The 21,736-nt window shown below is 33.5% G+C and carries 21 protein-coding genes; 14 read left to right on the plus strand and 7 right to left on the minus strand.

Annotation, left to right across the window (positions count from 1 at the left end; genetic code table 11):
• Positions 1–19 precede the first annotated feature (19 nt).
• Positions 20–496 carry a hypothetical protein gene (locus ACOOWA_RS11055; RefSeq protein WP_421375229.1) on the minus strand — a complete coding sequence of 159 codons (477 nt, stop codon included), beginning with the start codon at positions 494–496 and terminating at the stop codon, positions 20–22.
• 120 nt (positions 497–616) lie between these two features.
• On the opposite strand from ACOOWA_RS11055, the gene ACOOWA_RS11060 reads away from it, so the two are divergent.
• The 11 genes from ACOOWA_RS11060 to ACOOWA_RS11110 all read left to right on the plus strand — a co-directional run bounded on the left by ACOOWA_RS11060 (position 617) and on the right by ACOOWA_RS11110 (position 14,711).
• Positions 617–1,867: a CinA family nicotinamide mononucleotide deamidase-related protein gene (locus ACOOWA_RS11060; protein ID WP_421375231.1), complete on the plus strand. Its 1,251-nt coding sequence runs from the start codon at positions 617–619 to the stop codon at positions 1,865–1,867.
• 183 nt (positions 1,868–2,050) lie between these two features.
• Positions 2,051–4,105: a M13 family metallopeptidase gene (locus ACOOWA_RS11065; protein ID WP_421375233.1), complete on the plus strand. Its 2,055-nt coding sequence runs from the start codon at positions 2,051–2,053 to the stop codon at positions 4,103–4,105.
• A gap of 214 nt (positions 4,106–4,319) precedes the next feature.
• Positions 4,320–6,419 (plus strand): M13 family metallopeptidase, encoded by a 2,100-nt coding sequence (locus ACOOWA_RS11070; protein ID WP_421375235.1) that lies wholly within the window; start codon positions 4,320–4,322, stop codon positions 6,417–6,419.
• Between the two features lie 237 nt (positions 6,420–6,656).
• Positions 6,657–7,103 (plus strand): type VI secretion system contractile sheath small subunit, encoded by a 447-nt coding sequence (locus ACOOWA_RS11075; protein ID WP_421375237.1) that lies wholly within the window; start codon positions 6,657–6,659, stop codon positions 7,101–7,103.
• Positions 7,104–7,127: 24 nt separating this feature from the next.
• On the plus strand, positions 7,128–8,489 hold the full coding sequence (locus tag ACOOWA_RS11080) for a DUF5458 family protein (protein WP_421375239.1): 1,362 nt from the start codon (positions 7,128–7,130) through the stop codon (positions 8,487–8,489).
• Between the two features lie 76 nt (positions 8,490–8,565).
• A complete protein-coding gene (locus tag ACOOWA_RS11085; RefSeq protein ID WP_421375241.1) occupies positions 8,566–9,036 on the plus strand; it encodes a hypothetical protein in 471 nt (156 codons plus the stop codon).
• 33 nt (positions 9,037–9,069) lie between these two features.
• Complete coding sequence (gene mutY, locus ACOOWA_RS11090) at positions 9,070–10,116, plus strand: A/G-specific adenine glycosylase (protein WP_421375243.1); 1,047 nt, start codon at positions 9,070–9,072, stop codon at positions 10,114–10,116.
• 293 nt (positions 10,117–10,409) lie between these two features.
• A complete protein-coding gene (gene gldD / locus ACOOWA_RS11095; RefSeq protein WP_421375245.1) occupies positions 10,410–10,967 on the plus strand; it encodes a gliding motility lipoprotein GldD in 558 nt (185 codons plus the stop codon).
• Between the two features lie 105 nt (positions 10,968–11,072).
• On the plus strand, positions 11,073–11,996 hold the full coding sequence (locus ACOOWA_RS11100) for a PfkB family carbohydrate kinase (protein ID WP_421375247.1): 924 nt from the start codon (positions 11,073–11,075) through the stop codon (positions 11,994–11,996).
• A gap of 89 nt (positions 11,997–12,085) precedes the next feature.
• Positions 12,086–13,453: a peptidylprolyl isomerase gene (locus ACOOWA_RS11105; protein WP_421375249.1), complete on the plus strand. Its 1,368-nt coding sequence runs from the start codon at positions 12,086–12,088 to the stop codon at positions 13,451–13,453.
• A gap of 268 nt (positions 13,454–13,721) precedes the next feature.
• Positions 13,722–14,711, plus strand: coding sequence for an NAD(P)H-dependent flavin oxidoreductase (locus ACOOWA_RS11110; protein WP_421375251.1), 990 nt, complete (start codon positions 13,722–13,724; stop codon positions 14,709–14,711).
• A gap of 103 nt (positions 14,712–14,814) precedes the next feature.
• Here ACOOWA_RS11110 and ACOOWA_RS11115 read toward each other — a convergent pair whose 3' ends face one another.
• On the minus strand, positions 14,815–15,432 hold the full coding sequence (locus ACOOWA_RS11115; protein WP_421375253.1) for a hypothetical protein: 618 nt from the start codon (positions 15,430–15,432) through the stop codon (positions 14,815–14,817).
• A gap of 46 nt (positions 15,433–15,478) precedes the next feature.
• Complete coding sequence (locus ACOOWA_RS11120) at positions 15,479–15,778, minus strand: rhodanese-like domain-containing protein (protein WP_421375255.1); 300 nt, start codon at positions 15,776–15,778, stop codon at positions 15,479–15,481.
• Between the two features lie 111 nt (positions 15,779–15,889).
• Here ACOOWA_RS11120 and queG point away from each other — a divergent pair, with 111 nt between their 5' ends.
• The 3 genes from queG (at position 15,890) to ACOOWA_RS11135 (ending at position 18,537) form a co-directional block, all read left to right on the plus strand.
• Positions 15,890–16,852, plus strand: coding sequence for a tRNA epoxyqueuosine(34) reductase QueG (gene queG, locus ACOOWA_RS11125; protein ID WP_421375257.1), 963 nt, complete (start codon positions 15,890–15,892; stop codon positions 16,850–16,852).
• Positions 16,853–17,199: 347 nt separating this feature from the next.
• Positions 17,200–17,883 (plus strand): TIGR02117 family protein, encoded by a 684-nt coding sequence (locus tag ACOOWA_RS11130; protein ID WP_421375258.1) that lies wholly within the window; start codon positions 17,200–17,202, stop codon positions 17,881–17,883.
• Positions 17,884–17,886: 3 nt separating this feature from the next.
• On the plus strand, positions 17,887–18,537 hold the full coding sequence (locus ACOOWA_RS11135; RefSeq protein ID WP_421375260.1) for a murein L,D-transpeptidase catalytic domain-containing protein: 651 nt from the start codon (positions 17,887–17,889) through the stop codon (positions 18,535–18,537).
• 6 nt (positions 18,538–18,543) lie between these two features.
• Here the strand turns inward: ACOOWA_RS11135 and ACOOWA_RS11140 are convergent, their stop codons facing one another.
• From ACOOWA_RS11140 to ACOOWA_RS11155, 4 genes are all read right to left on the minus strand, one after another.
• Entirely contained in the window at positions 18,544–18,882 is a 339-nt protein-coding gene (locus ACOOWA_RS11140; RefSeq protein ID WP_421375262.1) for a helix-turn-helix domain-containing protein, read from the minus strand.
• Positions 18,883–18,916: 34 nt separating this feature from the next.
• Complete coding sequence (locus ACOOWA_RS11145; RefSeq protein WP_421375263.1) at positions 18,917–19,366, minus strand: transposase; 450 nt, start codon at positions 19,364–19,366, stop codon at positions 18,917–18,919.
• A 367-nt stretch (positions 19,367–19,733) separates the two neighbouring features.
• Positions 19,734–20,594 (minus strand): hypothetical protein, encoded by an 861-nt coding sequence (locus ACOOWA_RS11150; protein ID WP_421375265.1) that lies wholly within the window; start codon positions 20,592–20,594, stop codon positions 19,734–19,736.
• Positions 20,595–21,305 (minus strand): hypothetical protein, encoded by a 711-nt coding sequence (locus tag ACOOWA_RS11155; RefSeq protein WP_421375267.1) that lies wholly within the window; start codon positions 21,303–21,305, stop codon positions 20,595–20,597.
• Positions 21,306–21,736 lie beyond the last annotated feature (431 nt).

Genomic DNA, 21,736 nt, shown 5'->3' on the forward strand with positions numbered 1-21,736 from the left:
CCCGTGAGGTTTAGTATTTTTAGTTTAAACTTTTATACTCTTTCCACTCCTCAAATCGATGATCAATAATCTGCTTCATCAGATTGTAATTTTCATAAGAATCTTCAATGTGATAAAAAGTTTCGTATTCATAATTACTTTCTTCAGCAATAGAATCAAAAAGATTGAGATAATCTGTAGCAAACGAACTGAATCGATCTGTAAAATCGGTTTCGTCAACATAATAGTCTTTGGCAAAAGCGTTTCCGAAATCATTCAAATCATATTCAGAAAATTTTCCGTCCATAGAATCGATAATGAATTCTGCTCCGGTGATTTCTCTCCTTTTTAATTTTTCAATTTCCTCTTCGGTATCTTCTTTAAATTCAGTTGAAACAAAATCTTTTTCAATACACCAGTTCAGAAACATTCCTGTATGTGTGACACCGTTTTTTTCTGGTAATCCTTCAGGAAAATCGCCTCCGTAATGCCATGAAGCATCATCGTATTTAGACATAAAATTGTTTTAATTATAGTTTTAGACTGTAAAGTTCAAAGATATAAAAAATGGTTTTCTTTTGTACACCACACAGAATTTTCCGTCATTTGCAGAAGAATTTTTCTCGAAAATTATTATATGGAAAATGCAGTTCTTGTTACCATTGGTGACGAAATTCTTTCAGGGAATACCGTTGATACCAATTCAAATTTCATCGCAGCCGAGCTTAAAAATATTGGAATTAAAGTCGTACAGATTTTTACTATTTCAGATGAAATTGATATGATCAAAAATACTTTAAGATCTGCTTTTAAAATTGGAGATTTGGTGATTACAACAGGAGGATTGGGCCCTACAAGAGATGATAAGACCAAGAAAGCTTTAGCCGAATTTTTCGATGATGAAATTGCTTTGGATGAAGCTACTTTTGACCATCTTAAAGCCTATATGGAAAAGCGCGGTAGAATTGAAATTTTAGAAAGAAACCGCGAACAGGCTTTTGTACCGACAAAATCTACCGTTTTTCAGAATCATTTTGGAACAGCACCTTGTATGATGATGCAGAACGGAGACAAACTTTCTTTCAGTTTGCCCGGAGTTCCTTACGAAGTAAAACCATTGATAAAAGACCAGATTGTTCCTTATTTAAAAGAAAAATTTAATCTCAATTATATTTCTACAAGAATTGTTTCCGTTGTTGGAATTCCCGAAAGTATTTTGGCTGATCAAATTGAAGAATGGGAATTGGCTTTGCCAGAAAATATGGCTTTGTCTTATCTTCCAGTCGGAACGAGGGTGAAACTGAGATTAACTGCAATGGGAGAAAACGAACAGTTTTTGCAAATTCAGCTTGAAAACGAGATTCAGAAATTGATTCCGATTATCGGTGAAAATATTATTGCTACCAATGAAGATAAAATTGAGAAGATCTTAGCGGAAATTTTGAGTGAAAAAGAATTGACCATTTCTACAGCCGAGAGTTGTACCGGTGGGGAATTAGCAAAATTGTTAACCTCAAATCCTGGAAGTTCAAAATATTTTACCGGTGGTGTTGTCGCTTATGCGTCTCAAAAAAAGACAGATATTCTTCATGTTTCAGAAAGTACGATTGAAAGATTTACGGTAGTGAGCAGAGAAGTCGCAAGAGAAATGGCGGATGGCTGCCAAAATCTTTTTCAAACTAATATTTCTCTTTCTACAACGGGCGTTGCCGGTCCCGGGAAAGGCGAAGACGGTAAAGAAGTGGGATTAGTTTATTATACGGTAAAAGTGGATAATGAGTCTGAAACCTTCAAACTCCATCTTCCGCATCTTGACAGGCAGGATTTTGTGTCTTTTGTATCACAGAAAGTAATCCAGGATTTGGTCGGGATTTTAATTCGGAAATAAATTCAATTAAAATTAAATTCGAAATTTAAGATTCAAAATAAATTAACTTTACCGTAACAAAATTTAAATTAAATATACATATTGTATAAATTATTATTACAATGAAATCGCTGCAGTTTTATGGTGAATGAAAAATCACAAAATACTGGCGATTGCATAAGACCTTAAAAAAAAATTTTTCTTATGAAAAAATTAACGCTTTCTTTATTTTTACTAGCTGGAATTTGTTCGCAAAATACGCTGAACGCTCAGACTAAAAGTACTAAAACAGCAACTGCAGCAGATAAAGGTTTAGACATCAGTCTGATGGATAAATCTGTTCGTCCACAAGATGATTTTTATAATTACGTGAGCGGAACCTGGATGAAAACTGCTAAAATCCCTTCTGATAAGCCTACTTGGGGAAGTTTCAATAAATTGGCAGATGATACGGATAACAATTCGATGACGATTTTAAATTCTCTTCTGAAAGATAAATTTGCAGACGGAAGTGAAGGTAAGAAAATTCAGGATCTGTATGCTACTTATATGGATCTTAAAAAGAGAGATGCAGATGGAATTAAACCTATTCAGGAAAATATCAGTAAAATTGATGCCATCAAAAACCTTACAGATTTACAGAATTATTTAGCTTCTGTTACAAAAGACGGTGAAAATAATTTTTACGGATGGGGTGTTTATGCGGATCTGAAAAATTCTAATATGAACGCTGTTTATCTTGGCGACGCTACATTAGGTATGGGTAGAGATTACTATCAAAAAGAAGACGTAAAAAATACAGAAGCTCTTGCAGAGTACGAAAAATATGTAGCTTCTATGTTGCAGGAGTTAGGTTATACCAATGCAGATGCAGCAGCAAAAGAAATTGTAGCATACGAAAAAACAATTGCCAAAACTTTATTGACGAATGAGCAGAGCCGTGATAATACTTTACAGTACAACCCACGAAAAATGCCTGAACTTAAAGAATTAGTAAAAAATATAGATATTCCTGCATATCTTAAAAAAGTAGGTGTAAATTCAGATATTGTAATTATTGGTGAGTTAGGATATTACAAAAGCCTAGATCAGTTAATCAACGAAAAGAATCTTCCCGTCATAAAAGATTACCTGAAATTTCACATGATTAACGGCAGTGCTTCATATCTTACCCAAAACCTGGGTGACAAAAAATTTGCTTTCTATGGTAAATATTTAAGAGGTCAGCAAGAGCAGAGAGCTTTAAACAAAAGAGGTTATGAATTAATCAATGGTTCTCTTGGTGAGGCTTTCGGTAAACTGTATGTTGAAAAATATTTCCCGGCTTCGGCAAAAGCTCAGATGGTTGAGCTGATTGATTATTTAAAGAAAAGTTTTGCAGTACACATCAATGGTTTAGCTTGGATGTCTCCTGTTACAAAAGAAAAAGCAATGACCAAGCTTAATAAATTTGCTGTAAAAGTTGCTTATCCCGATACTTGGAAAGACTACTCAAAATTGGTCATCACTCCGGAATCCAAAGGCGGAAACTTATACAAAAACCTTCAGAATATCGGTGAATGGCAGTATAATAAAGAGTTGGCAAAAATAGGAAAACCGGTTGACAAAACAGAGTGGGGAATGACTCCACAAACGGTGAATGCATATTACAATCCGGTTTATAACGAAATCGTTTTCCCTGCTGCAATTCTTCAGCCGCCTTTCTTCAATCCTCAAGCAGATGCTGCTGTAAATTTTGGTGGAATTGGTGCAGTAATCGGTCACGAAATGAGCCACGGATTTGATGATTCTGGAGCTCAGTTTGATGCCGAAGGTAATTTGGTAGATTGGTGGACTCCGGAAGATAAAGCAAACTTCGAAAAAGCGACTAAAGCTCTGGCTGCTCAATACGATAAATATGAGCCGGTAAAAGGAACTTTCGTGAACGGAACTTTTACAAACGGTGAAAATATTGCTGATTTAGGAGGTGTAAATATCGCTTACGATGCACTTCAGATGTATCTGAAAGATAAAGGAAACCCGGGAACAATCAGTGGTTATACACAAGATCAGAGATTTTTCCTGAGCTGGGCAACGGTTTGGAGAACTTTATCAAGTGAAAAATATATGATCAACCAAGTGAAAACAGATCCGCATTCTCCTGGATATTTCAGAAGTTTTGCACCTTTAATGAATGTTGATGCTTTCTACAAAGCGTTCGATGTAAAACCTGGTGATAAATTATACAAAAAACCGGAAGAAAGAATTAAAATCTGGTAATCAATATTTAAAATATTCAAAACCGTTCAGAAATGAGCGGTTTTTTCATTTAATAGAAACGGGGTTTAACCCGTTATCTAAAATGAGCTTTTCACAGGCTTTAGCCAAAACCTAATATTTCCTGTTTGATTTCAGAATATTTAAAAATCTCACAAAAAAATTTAACATAAATGCTTATATTTGATCAAACAGATTACAATTCAAAAATAATTTAATGAAAAAACTAAATATTGCAGTACTTGCATTCTCAGGTATTGTATTTCTAAATTCTTGTGGAACTGCAAAAAAGACGGTTGAAACCAAAGAAAAAACACCCACAAATATTGTTGCCATTAATTCAGAATTGGTGATTCAACCGGAAAACGGAATCAATTTATCTTACATGGACAAATCTGTTCGCCCACAAGATGATTTCTTTAGCTACGTCAATGGAAATTGGGTAAAAAACACTCAAATTCCCTCAGATAAAGCAAGTTGGGGTTCTTTCAATGCATTGAGAGAAAATGTAGATGATGCTTCGCTTAAAATTTTAAATAAAATCCTGACTGAAAAATATGCAGAAGGTTCTGAAGGGCAAAAAATACAGAATCTGTATGCGTCTTTTATGGATGTTGAAAAGAGAAATGCCGCAGGAATTACTCCCATCAAATCTGATTTGGCTAAAATAGATGCCATTAAAAATGTAAATGATCTTCAGAAATATCTTTTGGAAGCCACAAAACTGGGCGACAATTCATTTTATGGATGGAGAGTCGGTGCAGATTTGAAAAATTCTAATATGAACGCAGTTTATTTGGGTGGTCCTGATCTTGGTTTAGGAAGAGATTATTACCAAAAAGTAAACGAAGCAAACACCAAAACTTTAGCGGAATATCAAAATTATGTAGCCAAATTATTTGGAGTTTTAGGCTATAAAAATTCAGATTCTGCCGCAAAAAACGTAGTTGATTTTGAAAAACAACTGGCAAATTATCTTTTGACTTTAGAGCAAAACAGAGATGCCAATTTAAGATACAATCCAAAAAACGTTTCTGAACTTTCAGGTTTGGTAAAGAATATCAATTTGGCAAAATATCTTACCGACGCAGGTGTAAAGACCGATAAAGTAATTGTTGGCGAACTGAAATATTATCAAAATATGGATCAGTTTATCAACCAGAAAAATCTTCCTTTACTGAAAGATTATCTGAAATATCATGTTATTAATGGTAATGCAAGTAATTTGGGAGATAATTTAGACAATATCCGTTTCGATTTTTATTCTAAATATCTTCAGGGACAAAAAGAACAGCGTGCCATGGATAAACGTGGTCTGGCTTTGGTGAACAGTATTTTAGGAGAAGCTTTCGGAAAACTTTATGTTGATGAATATTTTAGCCCGGAATCTAAACAACAGATGGAAATGTACATCGAGTATATTTTAAAATCATTCAAAAAACATATCAATGATATGGATTGGATGTCTGCTGAAACCAAAGTAAAAGCCCAGGAAAAACTTTCAAAGTTCTCTGTGAAAATTGCATACCCTGATAAATGGAAAGATTATTCTAAATTAAAAGTTGAATCTCCAACTCAAGGTGCAAGTTTATACTCAAACTTACAGAATGTTTCGGCTTGGCAATATCAGAAAAGTTTAGAAAAAGTAGGAAAACCGGTTGATAAAACAGAGTGGGGAATGTCTCCACAAACTGTAAATGCGTACTACAGCGGATCAAATAACGAAATTGTTTTCCCTGCTGCAATTTTACAGCCTCCTTTTTACAATCCAAAAGCTGATGCTGCGGTTAATTTTGGTGGAATAGGAGCAGTTATCGGTCACGAGATTTCTCATGGTTTTGATGATAGCGGTTCAAGATTCGATGGTGACGGAAACCTGAATAATTGGTGGAGCGATCAGGATCGTAAGAATTTTGATGCAAAAGTGGCACAGCTAGCTGCTCAATACAATACTTATGAGCCGGTAAAAGGAAGCTTTGTAAACGGAAAATTTACAAGTGGTGAAAATATCGGTGATTTGGGCGGAGTTGCGGTTGCCTATGATGCTCTCCAAATGTACCTTAAAGATAAAGGAAATCCGGGATTAATTTCAGGATTTAATCAGGATCAGAGATTTTTTATGAGCTGGGCCACCGTTTGGAGAACGAAGTCTACTGATCAGTATATGATGAATCAGGTGAAAACAGATCCGCATTCTCCGGGATATTTCAGAGCTTTCGGTCCGTTGGTTAACCAGGATTCTTTTATAAAAGCATTCGATATTAAGCCGGGAGATAAATTATATAAAGCTCCGGAAGAAAGGATAAAAATCTGGTAGTTTATACAATAATAATATTTAAAACGCATCATTTCGGTGCGTTTTTTTGTTTGTTTTTCATAGATTAGTGACCAAAAAAGTGTTAATAATCATTGGCTTACCTTTGAAAATGCGGTTTATTTTAATAAAAATCATAACAAAATTTTGTATGTTATAGTTTTTTTATAAATTTAAGCAATGGATTGGTCAAAAAATTGCTAATTCAAACCAAAATCAATAATCACAAAAAATAATAATATGGCAATGTTCAATTATGGCGTTGGTGGAAACGAAGTAAAAGTAGACGCTAATGAAGCTATTCAGGAAATTCAGGAGAACAAATCTCTTATCGTAAGCCAGCTTACAACCGATGAATCTTATGTTCCCGAAATTGTTACAGGATTAAAAACCGTAGATGATGTTTTCAGGCATTTTCAGCCTTCAGTTGCTGTACAGCATGAATCTGAGGACGGAAATGTGGTGGAAGAAGAATTTCGTTTTCAAAATCTTGCAGACTTCACTCCCAAAAACCTTACACAAAAATCAGAATATCTTCAGCAGCTTAGTATGGAAAAAGAGCAGTACAATAAAATTGTAAGACAGCTGAAAACAAATAAAATTCTGAGAAATATGCTTGAAAATGAACAGACAAGGGCTGCTTTTATTGAAGCGTTAAAGGATGTGGCACAAGAACTTGAAAAATAAATCTAACGAAATCACCCTAAAATCATGGATAGTAAATTACAAGCGGCGGAAAGCCAACAGCATAATCAACAGCAACAAGCAGGAAGACCGAAAGGTAATCCGCTTGAAGAATTAAATAAAATCGGAGGTTTTGGCTTCATAGAATCTGTTGTTGACGGAATCGCAAACATGAATCCGACAAGAAAAGCAAGAAAAGAAATTTTTTTGAACGATGCTAATAAATCTGATGAGAGAAAAGAGCTTTTACAAAAGATAAATCTCTGGATGGAACTTTTGGGAAGCAACGAATCTGCTGAAGATATGGCAGAAACTTGTAAAAGTAAAGCTCAGCAAGCCGACCAGAGCCTGAAACAAAATCTTAAAAATACATTAGACGCTGTTCGCCAGTTAGAGACTTCTTACAGAACCGTTGCCCAGTTTTATAAGAATACAGAGCTTGATAAAGTTGATAATGTGAGCATTGTTAACGCTACATTAGATCAGGTCTCAGATCTGGATAATCCTTTATTTATTGATGCGATTGCTGAAGAATTTAAAAACTATTATGATCGTTTAGATTTGAGAGATAACTATTCTATTTTAGCAATTCCGGGTTATTTGGGATCTAATAAAGTAGTTGAGAAATGGGCGAAAATCTGTAATGAAAACAAAGTAATGATGGTTACCGATTTTGCAAACCTTGATAAACCGGATGATGTAGTAGATTTATTCCATTCTGCAAATCTTACAGGTGGTGAATTGCACAGAAGTAATGTTATTATGACTTGTAACTGGCTGGTTGGTCGTGGAAAAGCAGAAGAAGTAGGCGAAGAAGAAAATGTAGAACTTCCGCCTTCAACTTCATTGGCAGGAAAAATCCATAAAACACTGATGTCGCAAGTTGCAGCCGGTAAAAAGCATGGTAACATCAACGAAGTAGATGCAGTGAAATTTGAATTGAAGAAAAGCGAAATTTCTCAGTTGGAAAAAATGGGATTGGTTCCTATGGTTAATGAATATGGGAAAATCATGGCTTTCTCGGCCAAAACATTGTTTACAGGAGATAATATTGGTCTTCAGACGTATTCTGTAGTTCGTGTATTCGATTATGTAACAAAAGTTTTGTTAGATTTCTTAAACAGAAGAGCCTTCGAAAACTGGAATGCAAGAAATGAAGATGATTTGAGAAGACAAATTGTAAGTTTCTTAGATGGCATCAAAGGTGCAGATAAACTGATTGAAAAGTTCAAAATTGTACGTTTCGAACAGGATAAAGTAAATAAAGACAGAGTCTGGTTAGACATCAGACTGACCCCATATTTCCCGACAAAAAGTTTTGTTATCAAACTAGATGGTCACAAAGGTGACGACGGAAACGAATGGGATGCAGAATATATTCAGGATTAAATTTTACAATATTAATATAGAAACCGGTGCATCAAAAACATCGGTTTTTTATTTCGAATTTTTTTTAAACTGCTTAATGAAAAATTTTACATTTTATATCTTCGTTTTTTTCTGTATGTTTTCAATTGTTAGCTGTGAAAAAGAGTATCAACGACCACGAAAATATGAAATTGATCTTTTTGCCAACGAAAGAAAAGATACAGCTAAAGCTTATATCATGTCGGAAGATGAAGCTTACGGAATCAGCGATATGGTGGTTGCGAGTTCGGATATTTCTATTGCCGACAGTTCTTTGCGTGGAAAACCGTTTTACATTTACAGAGTAAATTCCGGAGATTTATTGTTTAGCAAAAGAGATTCTGTAATTCCATATCCATTTCAATTTCTTTCCCATCAGAAATTAAATTTTAAGAAAGAAAAAAATGATTCTGTTTATGTTTTTTTAGAAATTTTAAAAGGGTATAAATCAATTGCAGAGATTAAACAAATCAAATACCAATGGCTGAAAGGAGCTCCTGTTTATCGTCTTGACAACGAGAAAAAATAAATTATCTTTGCCTCACTAAAATGAATTGGTTTTTTGGAAAAGAATAAAAATACTTCAGACTTTCATCATATTGGAAACAAATTGTTGAAATGGTATGATAAAAATGCGAGAGATTTACCGTTCAGAAAAACCAAAGATCCGTATAAAATATGGATTTGTGAGATTGTTTTTCAGCAGACCAGAATTGCTCAGGGATTAAATCATTACAATAATTTTATCGAAAGATTTCCCGATGTGAAAACTCTGGCAGAATCTCCTGAAGATGAGGTTTTGCTGTATTGGAAAGGTTTGGGGTATTATTCCCGTGCCATCAATATTCATAAAGCTTCACAACAAATTATCAATGATTATAATGGAATTTTCCCTTCTGATTATAATGAAATTTTAAAACTGAAAGGAATCGGGAAATATACTGCAGCTGCAGTTTCCAGTATTTGTTTTGGTGGAAAAATGCCCGCTGTTGACGGGAATTTCTACCGGGTTCTGAGCCGGATTTTCGCAGATGATTTTGATATTTCCAATTCTCGGGCTTTCAATTATTTCTCTGAATTGTCAGGTTTAATATTACCTGAAAATGTTGGCGATTTTAATCAGGCGATGATGGATTTGGGTTCGGAAATCTGTAAACCTAAAAATCCTTTATGTGGAGAATGTCCTGTAAATGAAGAATGCCTTGCTTTTTCTTTAAACAAAACTTCAGAATTTCCAGTTAAAACTAAAAAAACGAAAGCTCAGGATTTAGACTTAAAATATTATTTCGTTCACAGAAACGGTCAGTTTTTAATTCAGCAGAGAAAAGATGATTTTATCTGGAAAAAATTGTTTGAGTTTCTACCGTTGATTGCTGATGATTTAATTCCATTCATTAAAAGTGTAAAAACGGTGAATCATAAACTGACGCACAAAAATTTAATCATAGAAATTTTTAATGTTGAGGTTGATTCTGAATCGGTTTGGGAGGATTTTATTGCTGAAAATAATTACATTGTAACGGATGTTGAAGGTTCTCATGAAAGATCATTTCCAAAGCCTTTGGAGAATTATATTCAGAACTATGAAACAGCTTATAGGATTTTTTAAGGATGGAAGATGGAAGATGGATGATGGAAGATGGATGCTTGAAGTTTTCAGTATTGAGAATAAAATTTTTTAGTAGAAAAATTCGACGAAACTGGTCTTAGCTGAGTGAAACGCCTTTGCGAACGAAAAATATGCAGTATGAGATAAAAAAATCTTTGCGTGCTTTGTGTTTAAAATAAAATTTCACAAAAATTAGCATCCAAATTAAAATTTGAAAAGGTTCAATTTCAAAACTCACTGAAATGCTGAAATTTGTACCTTAAAATCTGAAATGTAATTTGTATTTTTGCCGAATGATTAAAAAAGTCATTTTTATTTTTGTTTCAATGCTGATTATTTCATGTGCAAAAGAAACTACTCCAAAACCTTACGGGGAATTGAGACTGGAATATCCTGCGCCGAAATATCAAAAATTTGAGCCTGATTGTCTGTATTCTTTTGAAATTTCAGATTATGCTAAAATTTATAATGCAAAGAAACCTTGTTGGTATTATCTGAACTATCCGAAAATGAAGGCGAAGATTTTCCTGACGTATTATCCTATTAATAACGATTTTGCCCAGCAGATTATGGAAACCGAAAAAATGGTTTACAAACATACCGTGAAAGCAAGTTCTATAGATACAAAATCATTCGAATATCCTGAAAGAAGAGTCTTCGGGAATTTTTATGAGCTGAAAGGTCAGGCCGCATCAAATTTGCAGTTTTATGCGACAGACAGTACAAAGCATTTCGTAACGGGGTATTTATACTTCAATTCAAGACCAAAACCAGATTCTTTAGCTCCCGCAATCGATTATATTAAAAAAGATATGATGCATTTGCTGGATACTTTTGAATGGAAAAAATAAATTTTAAGTAATAAAAATGTAATCTCAGAATTACAAGAAAAAAAATAAAAATTAAATTATGAAATCGTAAAGATTACATATGATCTTTTAAAAAATATAAAATACATGAAACTTTTAGTCGTAGGAAGCGTGGCATTTGATGCAATTGAGACGCCGTTTGGAAAAACAGATAAAATTTTAGGAGGAGCAGCAACATATATTGGGATTACATCTTCTATTTTAGGCGTAAAATCAGGGATTGTTTCTGTAGTTGGGGGAGATTTTCCACAAGAATATCTGGATAAATTTACAAACAGAGAAGTAAATATCGAAGGATTAGAAATTGTAAAAGAAGGGAAAACTTTTTTCTGGGCAGGAAAATATCACAACGACTTAAATACCAGAGATACTCTGGCTACTGAAGTGAATGTTTTGGAGAATTTTGACCCGAAAATTCCAGATTCTATGCAGGATGCGGAGATTTTATTATTAGGAAATCTTCATCCCGGAGTTCAGCTTTCAGTTCTTGAAAAAATGAATCAGCGTCCAAAACTGGTAATTTTAGACACCATGAATTTCTGGATGGATTCTGCAATGGATATTTTAAAAGAAATGATTGCCAAAACTGATGTAATCAGCATCAATGATGAAGAAGCAAGACAACTTTCAGGAGAATATTCTTTAGTGAAGGCAGCTAAGAAAATTCACACTATGGGACCTGCTTTTGTGATTATTAAAAAAGGTGAGCATGGTGCTTTATTGTTCCACGATAATAAAATATTTGCAATTCCGGCACTTCCGTTAGAAGAAGTTTTTGATCCGACTGGAGCGGGAGATACTTTTGCAGGCGGTTTTGCAGCTTATTTGGCTAAAAAAGGAAAATTCGATTTTGAAACGATGAAATCTGCATTAATTGTAGGCTCTGCAATGGCTTCTTTCACAGTAGAAAAATTCGGAACTGAAAGAATTGAGGAAGTAAACGAAGCAGATATTCAAAGCAGATTGAAACAATTTAAAGAATTGACAACTTTTAATGTCGAATTGCAGTAAATCATCTCTTTTTAAGAAATATTTATAATAAAAAATTGAGTGCAATTCATTAAGAATTATAAATTTGCAACTTGTTTTAAAATAGTATAATGACAAATAAACTAAAAATCACTTTCCTTCTTGGAGTCTTCGCAATGTTGTTCTCAGGGAATGTGAATGCTCAATTGAAGAAAGGACAGTTGATAGACGGTATTGCAGCAGTAATTGGTGATGAGATCGTTTTGGAATCTGATGTTGAGGAACAGATGAATTACGGAAAACAACAGGGTGCTTCAACAACCGACAGATGTGAGTTTTTGGAAAACCTTGTGAATAATAAACTTCTGGTTTACGAAGCGAAAAGAGATACGTTAATTGAAAATCGTTCTGCGGCAATCAAAGATGGGGCAAATGCAAAATACAACAATTTGCTTGCTCAGTTTCCGGACGAAAAAACAATGCTTGCTGCTTATAAATTCAGAAATCAATACGAGATGAAAAATGCCATCGAAAAGATTGATACTGACCAATATTACGGACAGGCAAAATACCAGAGAATTACCGATAAAGCTGATGTTACGCCAAATGAAGTGACGGATTTTTTTAATATATACAAATCCCAGTTACCTGAAATCAAAGATGAGGTTTCTCTGTCTCAGATTATGATTCACCCCAAATTAACTGAAGCTCATAAGGATGAGTTAATCAATAAATTAAAAAAAATTAAAGCTGATATCGCAGGTGGAGAAAGTTTCGAAAGTCAGGCAAGAATTTATTCTGAAGATCCGGGAACGGCTCCTAATGGAGGCTTGATGAAAAATATTTTTAAAGGACAAATGGTAAAACCTTTCGAAGCCGCTGCTTTAAATCTTCAGGAAGGCGAGATTTCAGATCCTGTTGAGTCTGAGTTTGGATATCACATTATTCAGCTGGTGAAAAAATCAGGTAAAGCATATGACGCGAGACATATTCTTTTAACGGCAACTCCAACTGCAGAAGAAATAACGACAGCTAAAAAGAAACTGGACAGTATTAGAGGCTTAATCCTGGCTGAAAAAATGAGTTTTAAAGATGCCGCTTTCAAATTTTCGGATGATAAAAAAACAAAATTCAATGCAGGTGTAATTTCTGGTGCAGATGGTTCAAACAAAATTGAAAGAGAAAGTGTACCTGGAGTTATCAGTTATGAACTTGCCGGTCTGAATAAAAATGACATCACAACCGCTTTCGATGATGAAGATGAAAGAAAAAGAAAAGTTGTAAAAATTATAAAGATTGAAGATGTAATTCCTGCACATCAGATCACTTTAGAAACCGATTACGACAGAATAAAACAAATGGCACTGAATAAGAAAAAAGGTGAGATGATCGAAAAATTTGTTAATTCAAAACTTCCGACCACATTTATTTCTATTGACGGCCGCTACGACAATTGTAATTTTAAAGGAAACTGGAAAAAAGAGTCTCTTAGAAAATAAAAAAAAACCTTCAGGTATTCTGAAGGTTTTTTGTGAAAACGAAATCATTTTAATTTAAAATTAAATGAATGTCCGTTTTTAATCATAATGTTAAAATCAGCAGTCGTTTTAAGAATTAAATTATTACAATTTACGGATATTCATGTAGAAGTAAGTTCAGTTATTGACGAAAATCTGAACTTACAAATCGATCTGAAATTTTAATTAAATGATTAAAAAAGTTTAAAACATCAATGTTTAGGATATTTCCTTTTACTATTTTTACATCATGAGTAATTTTATAGATTTCAACTCGGCTAAAAAACTTCATCAGATGAGCGATAGCAAAAATAAAGTAACTGAGCTTTTTAATATTAAATATCCTGTTATTCAGGCTGGAATGATTTGGCATTCCGGTTGGAAACTGGCTTCTGCAGTTTCAAATTGTGGCGGATTGGGATTAATTGGCTCAGCAAGTATGTATCCTGATATTTTACGTGAAAATATTCAGAAGTGCAAGAGAGCTACAGATCAACCTTTTGGGGTAAATGTTGCCTTACTTTACCCGAATTTAGATGAAATTATCCAGATTATTTTAGAAGAAGGAGTAAAGATTGATTTTACCTCAGCCGGAAATCCTAAAAATTACACCGAAATTCTTCAAAAAGAAGGTATAAAAGTAGCTCACGTAGTTTCTTCAACCAAATTTGCTGTAAAATGCGAAGATGCAGGAGTTGATGCTATTGTTGCTGAAGGGTTTGAAGCGGGTGGTCACAACGGAAGAGATGAAACAACAACTTTATGCCTCATTCCGAATGTGAAAAAACATATTTCAAAACCATTAATTGCTGCAGGTGGAATTGCTTTGGGATGCCAGATGAAAGCTGCCATGATTTTAGGAGCAGACGGAGTTCAGATTGGAAGCCGTTTTGCCGCCACAACAGAAGCCAGTGCTCATGAAAACTGGAAAAAGAAAATTACAGAGCTGAATGAAGGCGACACGCATCTTACGCTGAAAGAATTGGCACCGGTAAGAATGGTAAAAAATAAATTTTTCAGTGAATTGGAGGAAATCTATAATGTTGGAAGAAATACTGAAGCTTTAATAACTTCTTTAGGCAGAGCGAGAGCAAAAAAAGGAATGTTCGAAGGTGATATGGATGAAGGCGAACTGGAAATAGGTCAGGTTTCAGCCTTGATTGATGAAGTTCTTCCTGTGGAAAAAGTTTTTGAAAATCTTTTAAGAGAATTCAACGAAGCTAAAATGCCGGAATTATAAATTTTATGATGACAAAAAATTAAGATTGAAAAGAATTATATCAATAGGAGCGGGCTTTAGTCCGCTTTAAATTTTAGAAAAGATGAAAGGCTTCAGCCAAAACCTATAAAAATTTCAATTCATTTTCAATATTCATTCTCGCCTGAATTTCATATTTTGTTTTAAAATAATCAGTTTTAAAAATATTTTCAAGCTCTGAAAAGTGCCTCAAAACTTTTTTCCTTCCCGGTTTATAAAGAAAATCAGGGTAAATAGAATATTCTTTTCTGATGTTTTTGGTGTAATCTAGATATGTTTCAGGATCTTTTCCCAGAATAGACAAATCAGCATCCAATAAATAATTAATGTCGCTTTTTTCAGATTTTTCATGAGATTTTGTCGCTAAAATCTGTGCTGAGATTTCGGTAATATCAGTTTCATCTAAACACAACTTTTGAAGTCTTGATTTGGCAAATTCTGCGCTCTTTTCTTCATTTAGTTTTGAAGTTGCATCATAAATTACATCATGATAAAAAACAGAAAAAGAAAGATTTGAAAAGTTGAGTATTGTATCTTTCACGAATTCCAATTCAGAAAACATATTTTCAAGATGTTGAACATTGTGATAATATCTATTTTTTTCAGAATATTTCTTTTCGATTTCTGTCGAGAAATTTTGAATAAGAATCTCATTCTGTGTGAACTGTAAGCAAATATGAAAGAATTTTTCTTTTAAAATCATAATTAAAAATTGCTAGAATTAAAATCCAATGCTAAAAAAAGGAACTTTAAAAAGTTCCTTGATTTGCTTCTAAATTTGCTTTCAATTCAGCCCAACCGCCGCCGTTGTAACCATCTTTCAGACCTTGAGAATTCAGATATTCTAAAGCTTTTCCACTTCTGTTTCCACTTCTGCAGAATAAAATTACCGGCTTTTCGATAGACAAAATTTCGTCTTGCCTGTCTTCAACTTCTCCCAAAGGAATATTTTTAGCACCATCTATATTTCCGTCCATTTCAAGCTCCATCGGCTCACGAACGTCTATTAATTCATAGTTTCCTGACTGTAATACATCTGCTAATGACATAATGTTTAATTTTTAAATGTTTAAAATTTCAAAATAAATGAATGAAGCATTTTCAGACATCCAAATCTCAACAAATTTATAAAATAATATTAATTTTGCAATGCGAAATCTATGAATTCAACAGCCGAAAAATATTCACAAATAATCAAGTCTAAAGCTAAAAGTTTCGGGTTTCAGAATTGTGGCATTTCAAAGGCTGACTTTTTGGAAGAAGATGCACGTCATCTCGAAAAATGGCTGAAGAACGATTACCATGGAGAAATGAAATATATGGAAAATCATTTCGACAAAAGACTCGACCCAAGACTTTTGGTAGAAGGTTCAAAATCGGTGATTTCGTTATCTTACAATTATTTTCCTGAAGAAAAAATTTCATCTTTTGAGAATTTTAAAATTTCTAAATATGCTTATGCCGAAGATTATCATGAAGTTGTAAAAGAAATTCTCCGTGAATTGGTTTCAGATTTACAAACTGAAATTGGAGAATTCAGCTTTAGAGTTTTTGTTGATTCTGCACCCATTATGGAGAGAACTTGGGCGAAAAAATCAGGAATTGGCTGGGTTGGTAAAAATGCAAATCTGATTACCAAACAAAGCGGTTCTTTCTATTTTTTAGCTGAAATAATTTGTGACCTTGAATTAATTTCTGATAACGAAACGGCTGACCATTGCGGAAGTTGCACGAAATGTATCGATGCCTGTCCCACAGATGCGATTGTTTCTGAAAAAATTGTAGATGGAAGCAAATGTATTTCTTATGCAACAATAGAATTAAAATCTGAAATTCCGGATTACTTTAAAGAACGAATGGAGGATTGGATGTTTGGTTGTGATATTTGTCAGGATGTTTGTCCGTGGAATCGCTTTTCTGTACCGAATTTACAAAGCAGATTTAAACCTAATGATTCTATGAAAAATTTCAAAAAAGGAGAATGGAAGGAATTAACTCAGGAAATATTCTCAGAAATATTCCGAAAATCTCCTGTGAAAAGGACGAAATTTACCGGTTTAAAAAGAAATATTGATTTTTTAAGCAAAGCATCAGATAAAGATATCTTCAATATTTCAGGATAAAATACCTTTCCGGAAAAATGACTTCCGGAGAATTGAGGGGATATTTCATGATCCTTAAAACTTAAGTTCTAAGAAAACTGAAAATTTAATCAGATAAAATTTAAAAATGCCTTTCCTACAAAAGAAAAATTGACTTTCAAAAAGATAATATCTTTAAGAAAATCAACGCTTTTTTTGTGTTCTTTTAGGGGCTATTTTTACTCTGATTTTAAATTTCTTCTGAGATTTTGATTTCTTGTGCATATTTGTGAATGTTTGATATCTAAATTTAGTTAATTTTTAAATTAAAATAAATACTTTTAGGAAAAATTTTAAAATTAATTTTTATTAAACTTCAATATTTAAACATGAATGTAAAAATAGTCTTCTTTTATTTTTTGAAAGTATTAGGTATAATCCTCGGAATTATCGTTGTATATGCTCTTTTGGGCTATCTGTTACCATTTATTGAAGTTTCGGCGAAGGAGGATGGTGAGAAAAAAGAAATTCCAATATATATTTATACAAATGGCGTTCACACCGATATTGTAATGCCTGTAAAAAATGATTTGCAGGATTGGAGCGCAAAAATTCCGTTTGCAAATACAAAATCTAAAAAAACTGATTATCAGTATATAGGAATCGGGTGGGGCGACAAAGGTTTTTATCTTGATACACCAACTTGGGCAGATCTGAAGTTTTCTACTGCTTTTAATGCTGCTTTTTGGTTAAGTGATTCTGCAATGCACTGTTCTTATTACCGAAAAATGACTGTTGCGGATGACTGTAAAATGATGATGATCAGCAGAAATCAGTATAAAGATTTGGTAAAATTTGTGGATGATAAATTTGATAAGGATGCAGACGGAAATTATATTCTGATCCCAACAGATGCTGTTTACAGTGATAATGATGCATTTTACGATGCAAAAGGAAAATATAGTTTTTTAAATACCTGCAACACCTGGGCAAATGATGCCTTGAAATCTGCCGGACAAAAAGCTGCACTTTGGACTCCTTCAGACTACGGAATTTTCTTACATTATAAATAAATTATGAAATTTTTCTCAGCACTTTTTGCCATGATGGTTTTTCTTTCCTGTCAAAAAGAATCAGCAAACGACAGAAAAAATTTTTTGACACAAAATACAATTTCCAAAGAAGAAAAACCTGTTTTAGATTTCAATAAAACAAAAGGAAAGGCAATTGAAGCGCTACAATTTTGCAAAGACAATAAGCTAAGTACAGATTTTTGTATTTTAATTGATATGAGTTTGCATTCTGGTGTGAAACGTTTTGTTATATGGAATTTCAAAGAGCAGAAAATTACCGGACAATATTTGGTTGGTCACGGTTGCGGAACAAATTCCTGGAGCAGTGACGAGTCTAAAAACGATCCTTCATTCAGCAATGCAGATGGAAGCCACCTTTCATCTCTAGGCAAATATAAATTATCAGGAAGAGGCTACAGCGACTGGGGAATTCACGTAAAATATTTAATGCACGGAATGGAAAATTCAAACAGTAATGCGTTAAAAAGATTCATCGTTTTTCATTCTTGGAATTTGATGAGCGATCAGGAAGTTTTTCCAAATGGTTCACCAGAAGGATGGGGCTGTCCTACGGTTTCCAATAATGCAATGAGAATAATTGACCCTATCATCCAACAATCTCAAAAACCTGTCTTAATGTGGATTTATAAATAAATGAAATCACTTGCCAACATTTTCCATATACAATTTCCGCCATTTTCCTACCGTATTTCTACTTAGATTAAAGTGATTCGCCAGCTGAATATTGTTCAGTTTTTCTTTTTCCTGATAGGCTAATATTTTTAGAATCGTTTCTCGGTCGTAAGATTTGTGTTTCTGATTAAAAATAATTGTATCTCTGTCTTTCAACGCAAATATTTTATTGTTCAAATCAATCACATCCATTATCGTAAAGCTTTTCTTTCTGAAATAGTGATTGAATTCCTGTAAACGGTCTGGACATTTTTTTTCTACAATATCTTCAAATATTTTTTTGTAGTTAGGTCTTAGTTCTGTCACGATGGATTATGGTTTATTAGATGATTATTTTAAATTATTTCTCAGGTGTTTCATGCTCTGAGTTGTATTTTGAGAACCATTTATACAAAGTTGTTTTCGGAATATGATATACGTCGATGATATCTTGCTTTGTTTTTTCTCCGGAATTCACGGATTCTAAGATAAACTCAATAATCTCTTTGGTATAAATATTCTTTCTGAACTGATGAGTTTTTTTTGAATCATCTTTAGTTTTCGATATATGTTTTTGTTTTTCCAGAGATGAAAAAAGTACCATATGCTGAGAATACATTCTGAAAAAATCGTATTCAAGAAATTTGCTCAGATTCAGCAGCATTTCTGTCTCAATATTTTTAGAGTCATAAATTGCTTGCAGATCTTCGGCAGTAAAATCCATCAAACTGCAGATTTGCATAACATCAGTATTCGTCTCAATCATTCTCTTTTCAATCATCTTCCCGATGTGTATATTTTTAAAGTCCATGACGTTTAGAATTTCATTGTTTATAATTATTTGATTTGAAATATTTTGTAAAATACTTCAAGTGATTTATATCCCTACCAATACACCTGCAGGTGAAATGATCTTTAGCAGAGAAATAATATTTATGATGAAAAATTTGTCTTGGATTCTCTTTTCAGCAAAATATCTATGACTCTAATCATATATTATGCCTGTAATAATAAAATTATGTTAAAAATTTAATAAATTTTGTCTTCCGGTTCGTTTTATATAATTTAACCAGAATCTAATGATCTTTACAGAATCTTTATCTTCTAAACTTTTAATTAGCTTCAAATATTTCATTTTTTAAAACGTAAAAATATTGAAAAATTATAGGTTCGTAAAATCAGGTTTTAAGGGTAATTTTATACTTAAATCTTAAAACCATTTTATTCCACAGCGTTAATGTCTGTTCAGCGGAAATACCGTGGTCATTTTCTCCGATAATTAATTTATCCCGAAAAGATTTAATGAATTGCGACCAATATTCACCTTTAGAATCTTTAAGGAGAAAGTAAAACCCGGCATCGCCGAAATTTTTCCCCGAAGAATCCAGTATCAGTTCACCGTTTTGTCCTACAGTTGGTGTCATAATGACTGTTGCATTTCCGTTGGGTAATGGAAAAACAGCTTTTACACACGTTTTTCCTGACGGTAATGTACAGACGCCGTAAATTCCGGAATAAACTACTTTTCCGCTGGATTTGATGGATCTGAACCAGATGGTATATTTAATTTCTTTAGTACCGGGATCTGTAAGAGTGATGATCTGGCTTTCTAAAGATTCTGAGTCTGAAATATTTTCTGTAGGAATATTTAGCTGATTGATTCTTACACTAAATAATCTGTTGACTAATCTGCCGAAAACTTTGAAAAAAGAATTCCATTTTACTGAAAAATCCAGGTCATAATCTGCAGTATTTTCATAAAATGAGATAACACTTTTCGACAGTCTGGAAAATTCTGTTTCTGAAAGATTGAGTGCATTCATGGAAGGTATCAAACCTTGTGAAGAGGTGTGATAATCGATGATCAGGTTTTCACTCCGGGCAAATTTTTCAATAAACTCTTTCCCGATGGAATCTAGCAGGCCAAAAGGACCTATAAGCCACGGAAAATCATCAGTTTTAATTTTTTGTCCCCGGAAAATTACCCATTGCTGAGTCAGCCAATCCTGGGTTTTCTGTAGCGGATACGCAAATCTCATTTAAAAGTTTATGGTTTTTGTGGTGAAATTTTTTTCTCCGTTCCATTCTCCGAATTCAGACAGAGGCTTGAAGCGAAGGGTCGTAAATTCAAAATGAAAGTCTTTTCTGTCTCTTTCTTTCATCGCATCGACGTGTTTTTTTGAATTGGGAACTGCGCTGTGACCACGAACCATATCGGTCATTTCTTTCTGGGTTTTCCATACAGAAAAAGTAGAAACCGTTTGTGGAAGCCTGATTGAGGCCAATGATAAAGTTGTTCCTGGATGATCACGAACCAGTTTTTCTACAGGTCTTCCCCAACGTATGAATCTCGGAACTTCAGGGAGTTTCATTCGGGCAATTGTAACTGCTACAACGGGCGATTCCGGTGAATCTGTTTCTAAAGTTTCATCAGAAATTATAAAACCCGAAATTCTTCCCCACTGTCTAAGAAAATGCAGTTTTACGTACCAACCTTTTGCCAATATTTTACCGAAACTGTTTTTATGCAAAAACTGATCAATTGCAGCTTCATTTTCCCACTGAGCAAATACTGCAACTTGTCGGAGCAACATTCTTGAAGGTGAAAAAACCGGAGAACCCAATGTCATGACGGTCATATATTCTGCATGAATTAAGCCCGTGATTTTTTTCGGTTTCAGAGGAAACAGAATAGCTTTTAAGGCTGAAAAATAAGAAGTTTTTACCAAATGGTAAGTGAATACACTCATATTTCAAAGGTTGATGATTAATCATTTTTATCAGGACAATAATTTACAAATAAATTTATAACTGTAAACAATTCTGAAGCTATATAAATTCTGAAATGAACTCCAGTTTAAAAAAGAGAATATCAATTCCCCAGTCAAGTTTTTCAAATAAAATATCTTGTGCTTTTCGATACTTTGGCTGATCATTTCATTAACATACTAATTTTTCGAAAATCATATTATATTATCATTTTCCGGGATTTTGTTGTTCAGGTGATAATTATATTACATCCAGTGTATATAAGCATCAGTAAGAAGATTGGTTTAAATTTATAAGATAAAAACGGTCAAAAAGAGGTTTTTATGAAGGGATGTATCAAAACAGATGACTTTTGATTATATCTCCGTTATTTCCTCAAAATCATAGCTTATATCTTTTTAAGATGTATTAT

This window comes from Chryseobacterium sp. GP-SGM7 (genome assembly GCF_049166575.1).
Lineage (GTDB): Bacteria > Bacteroidota > Bacteroidia > Flavobacteriales > Weeksellaceae > Chryseobacterium.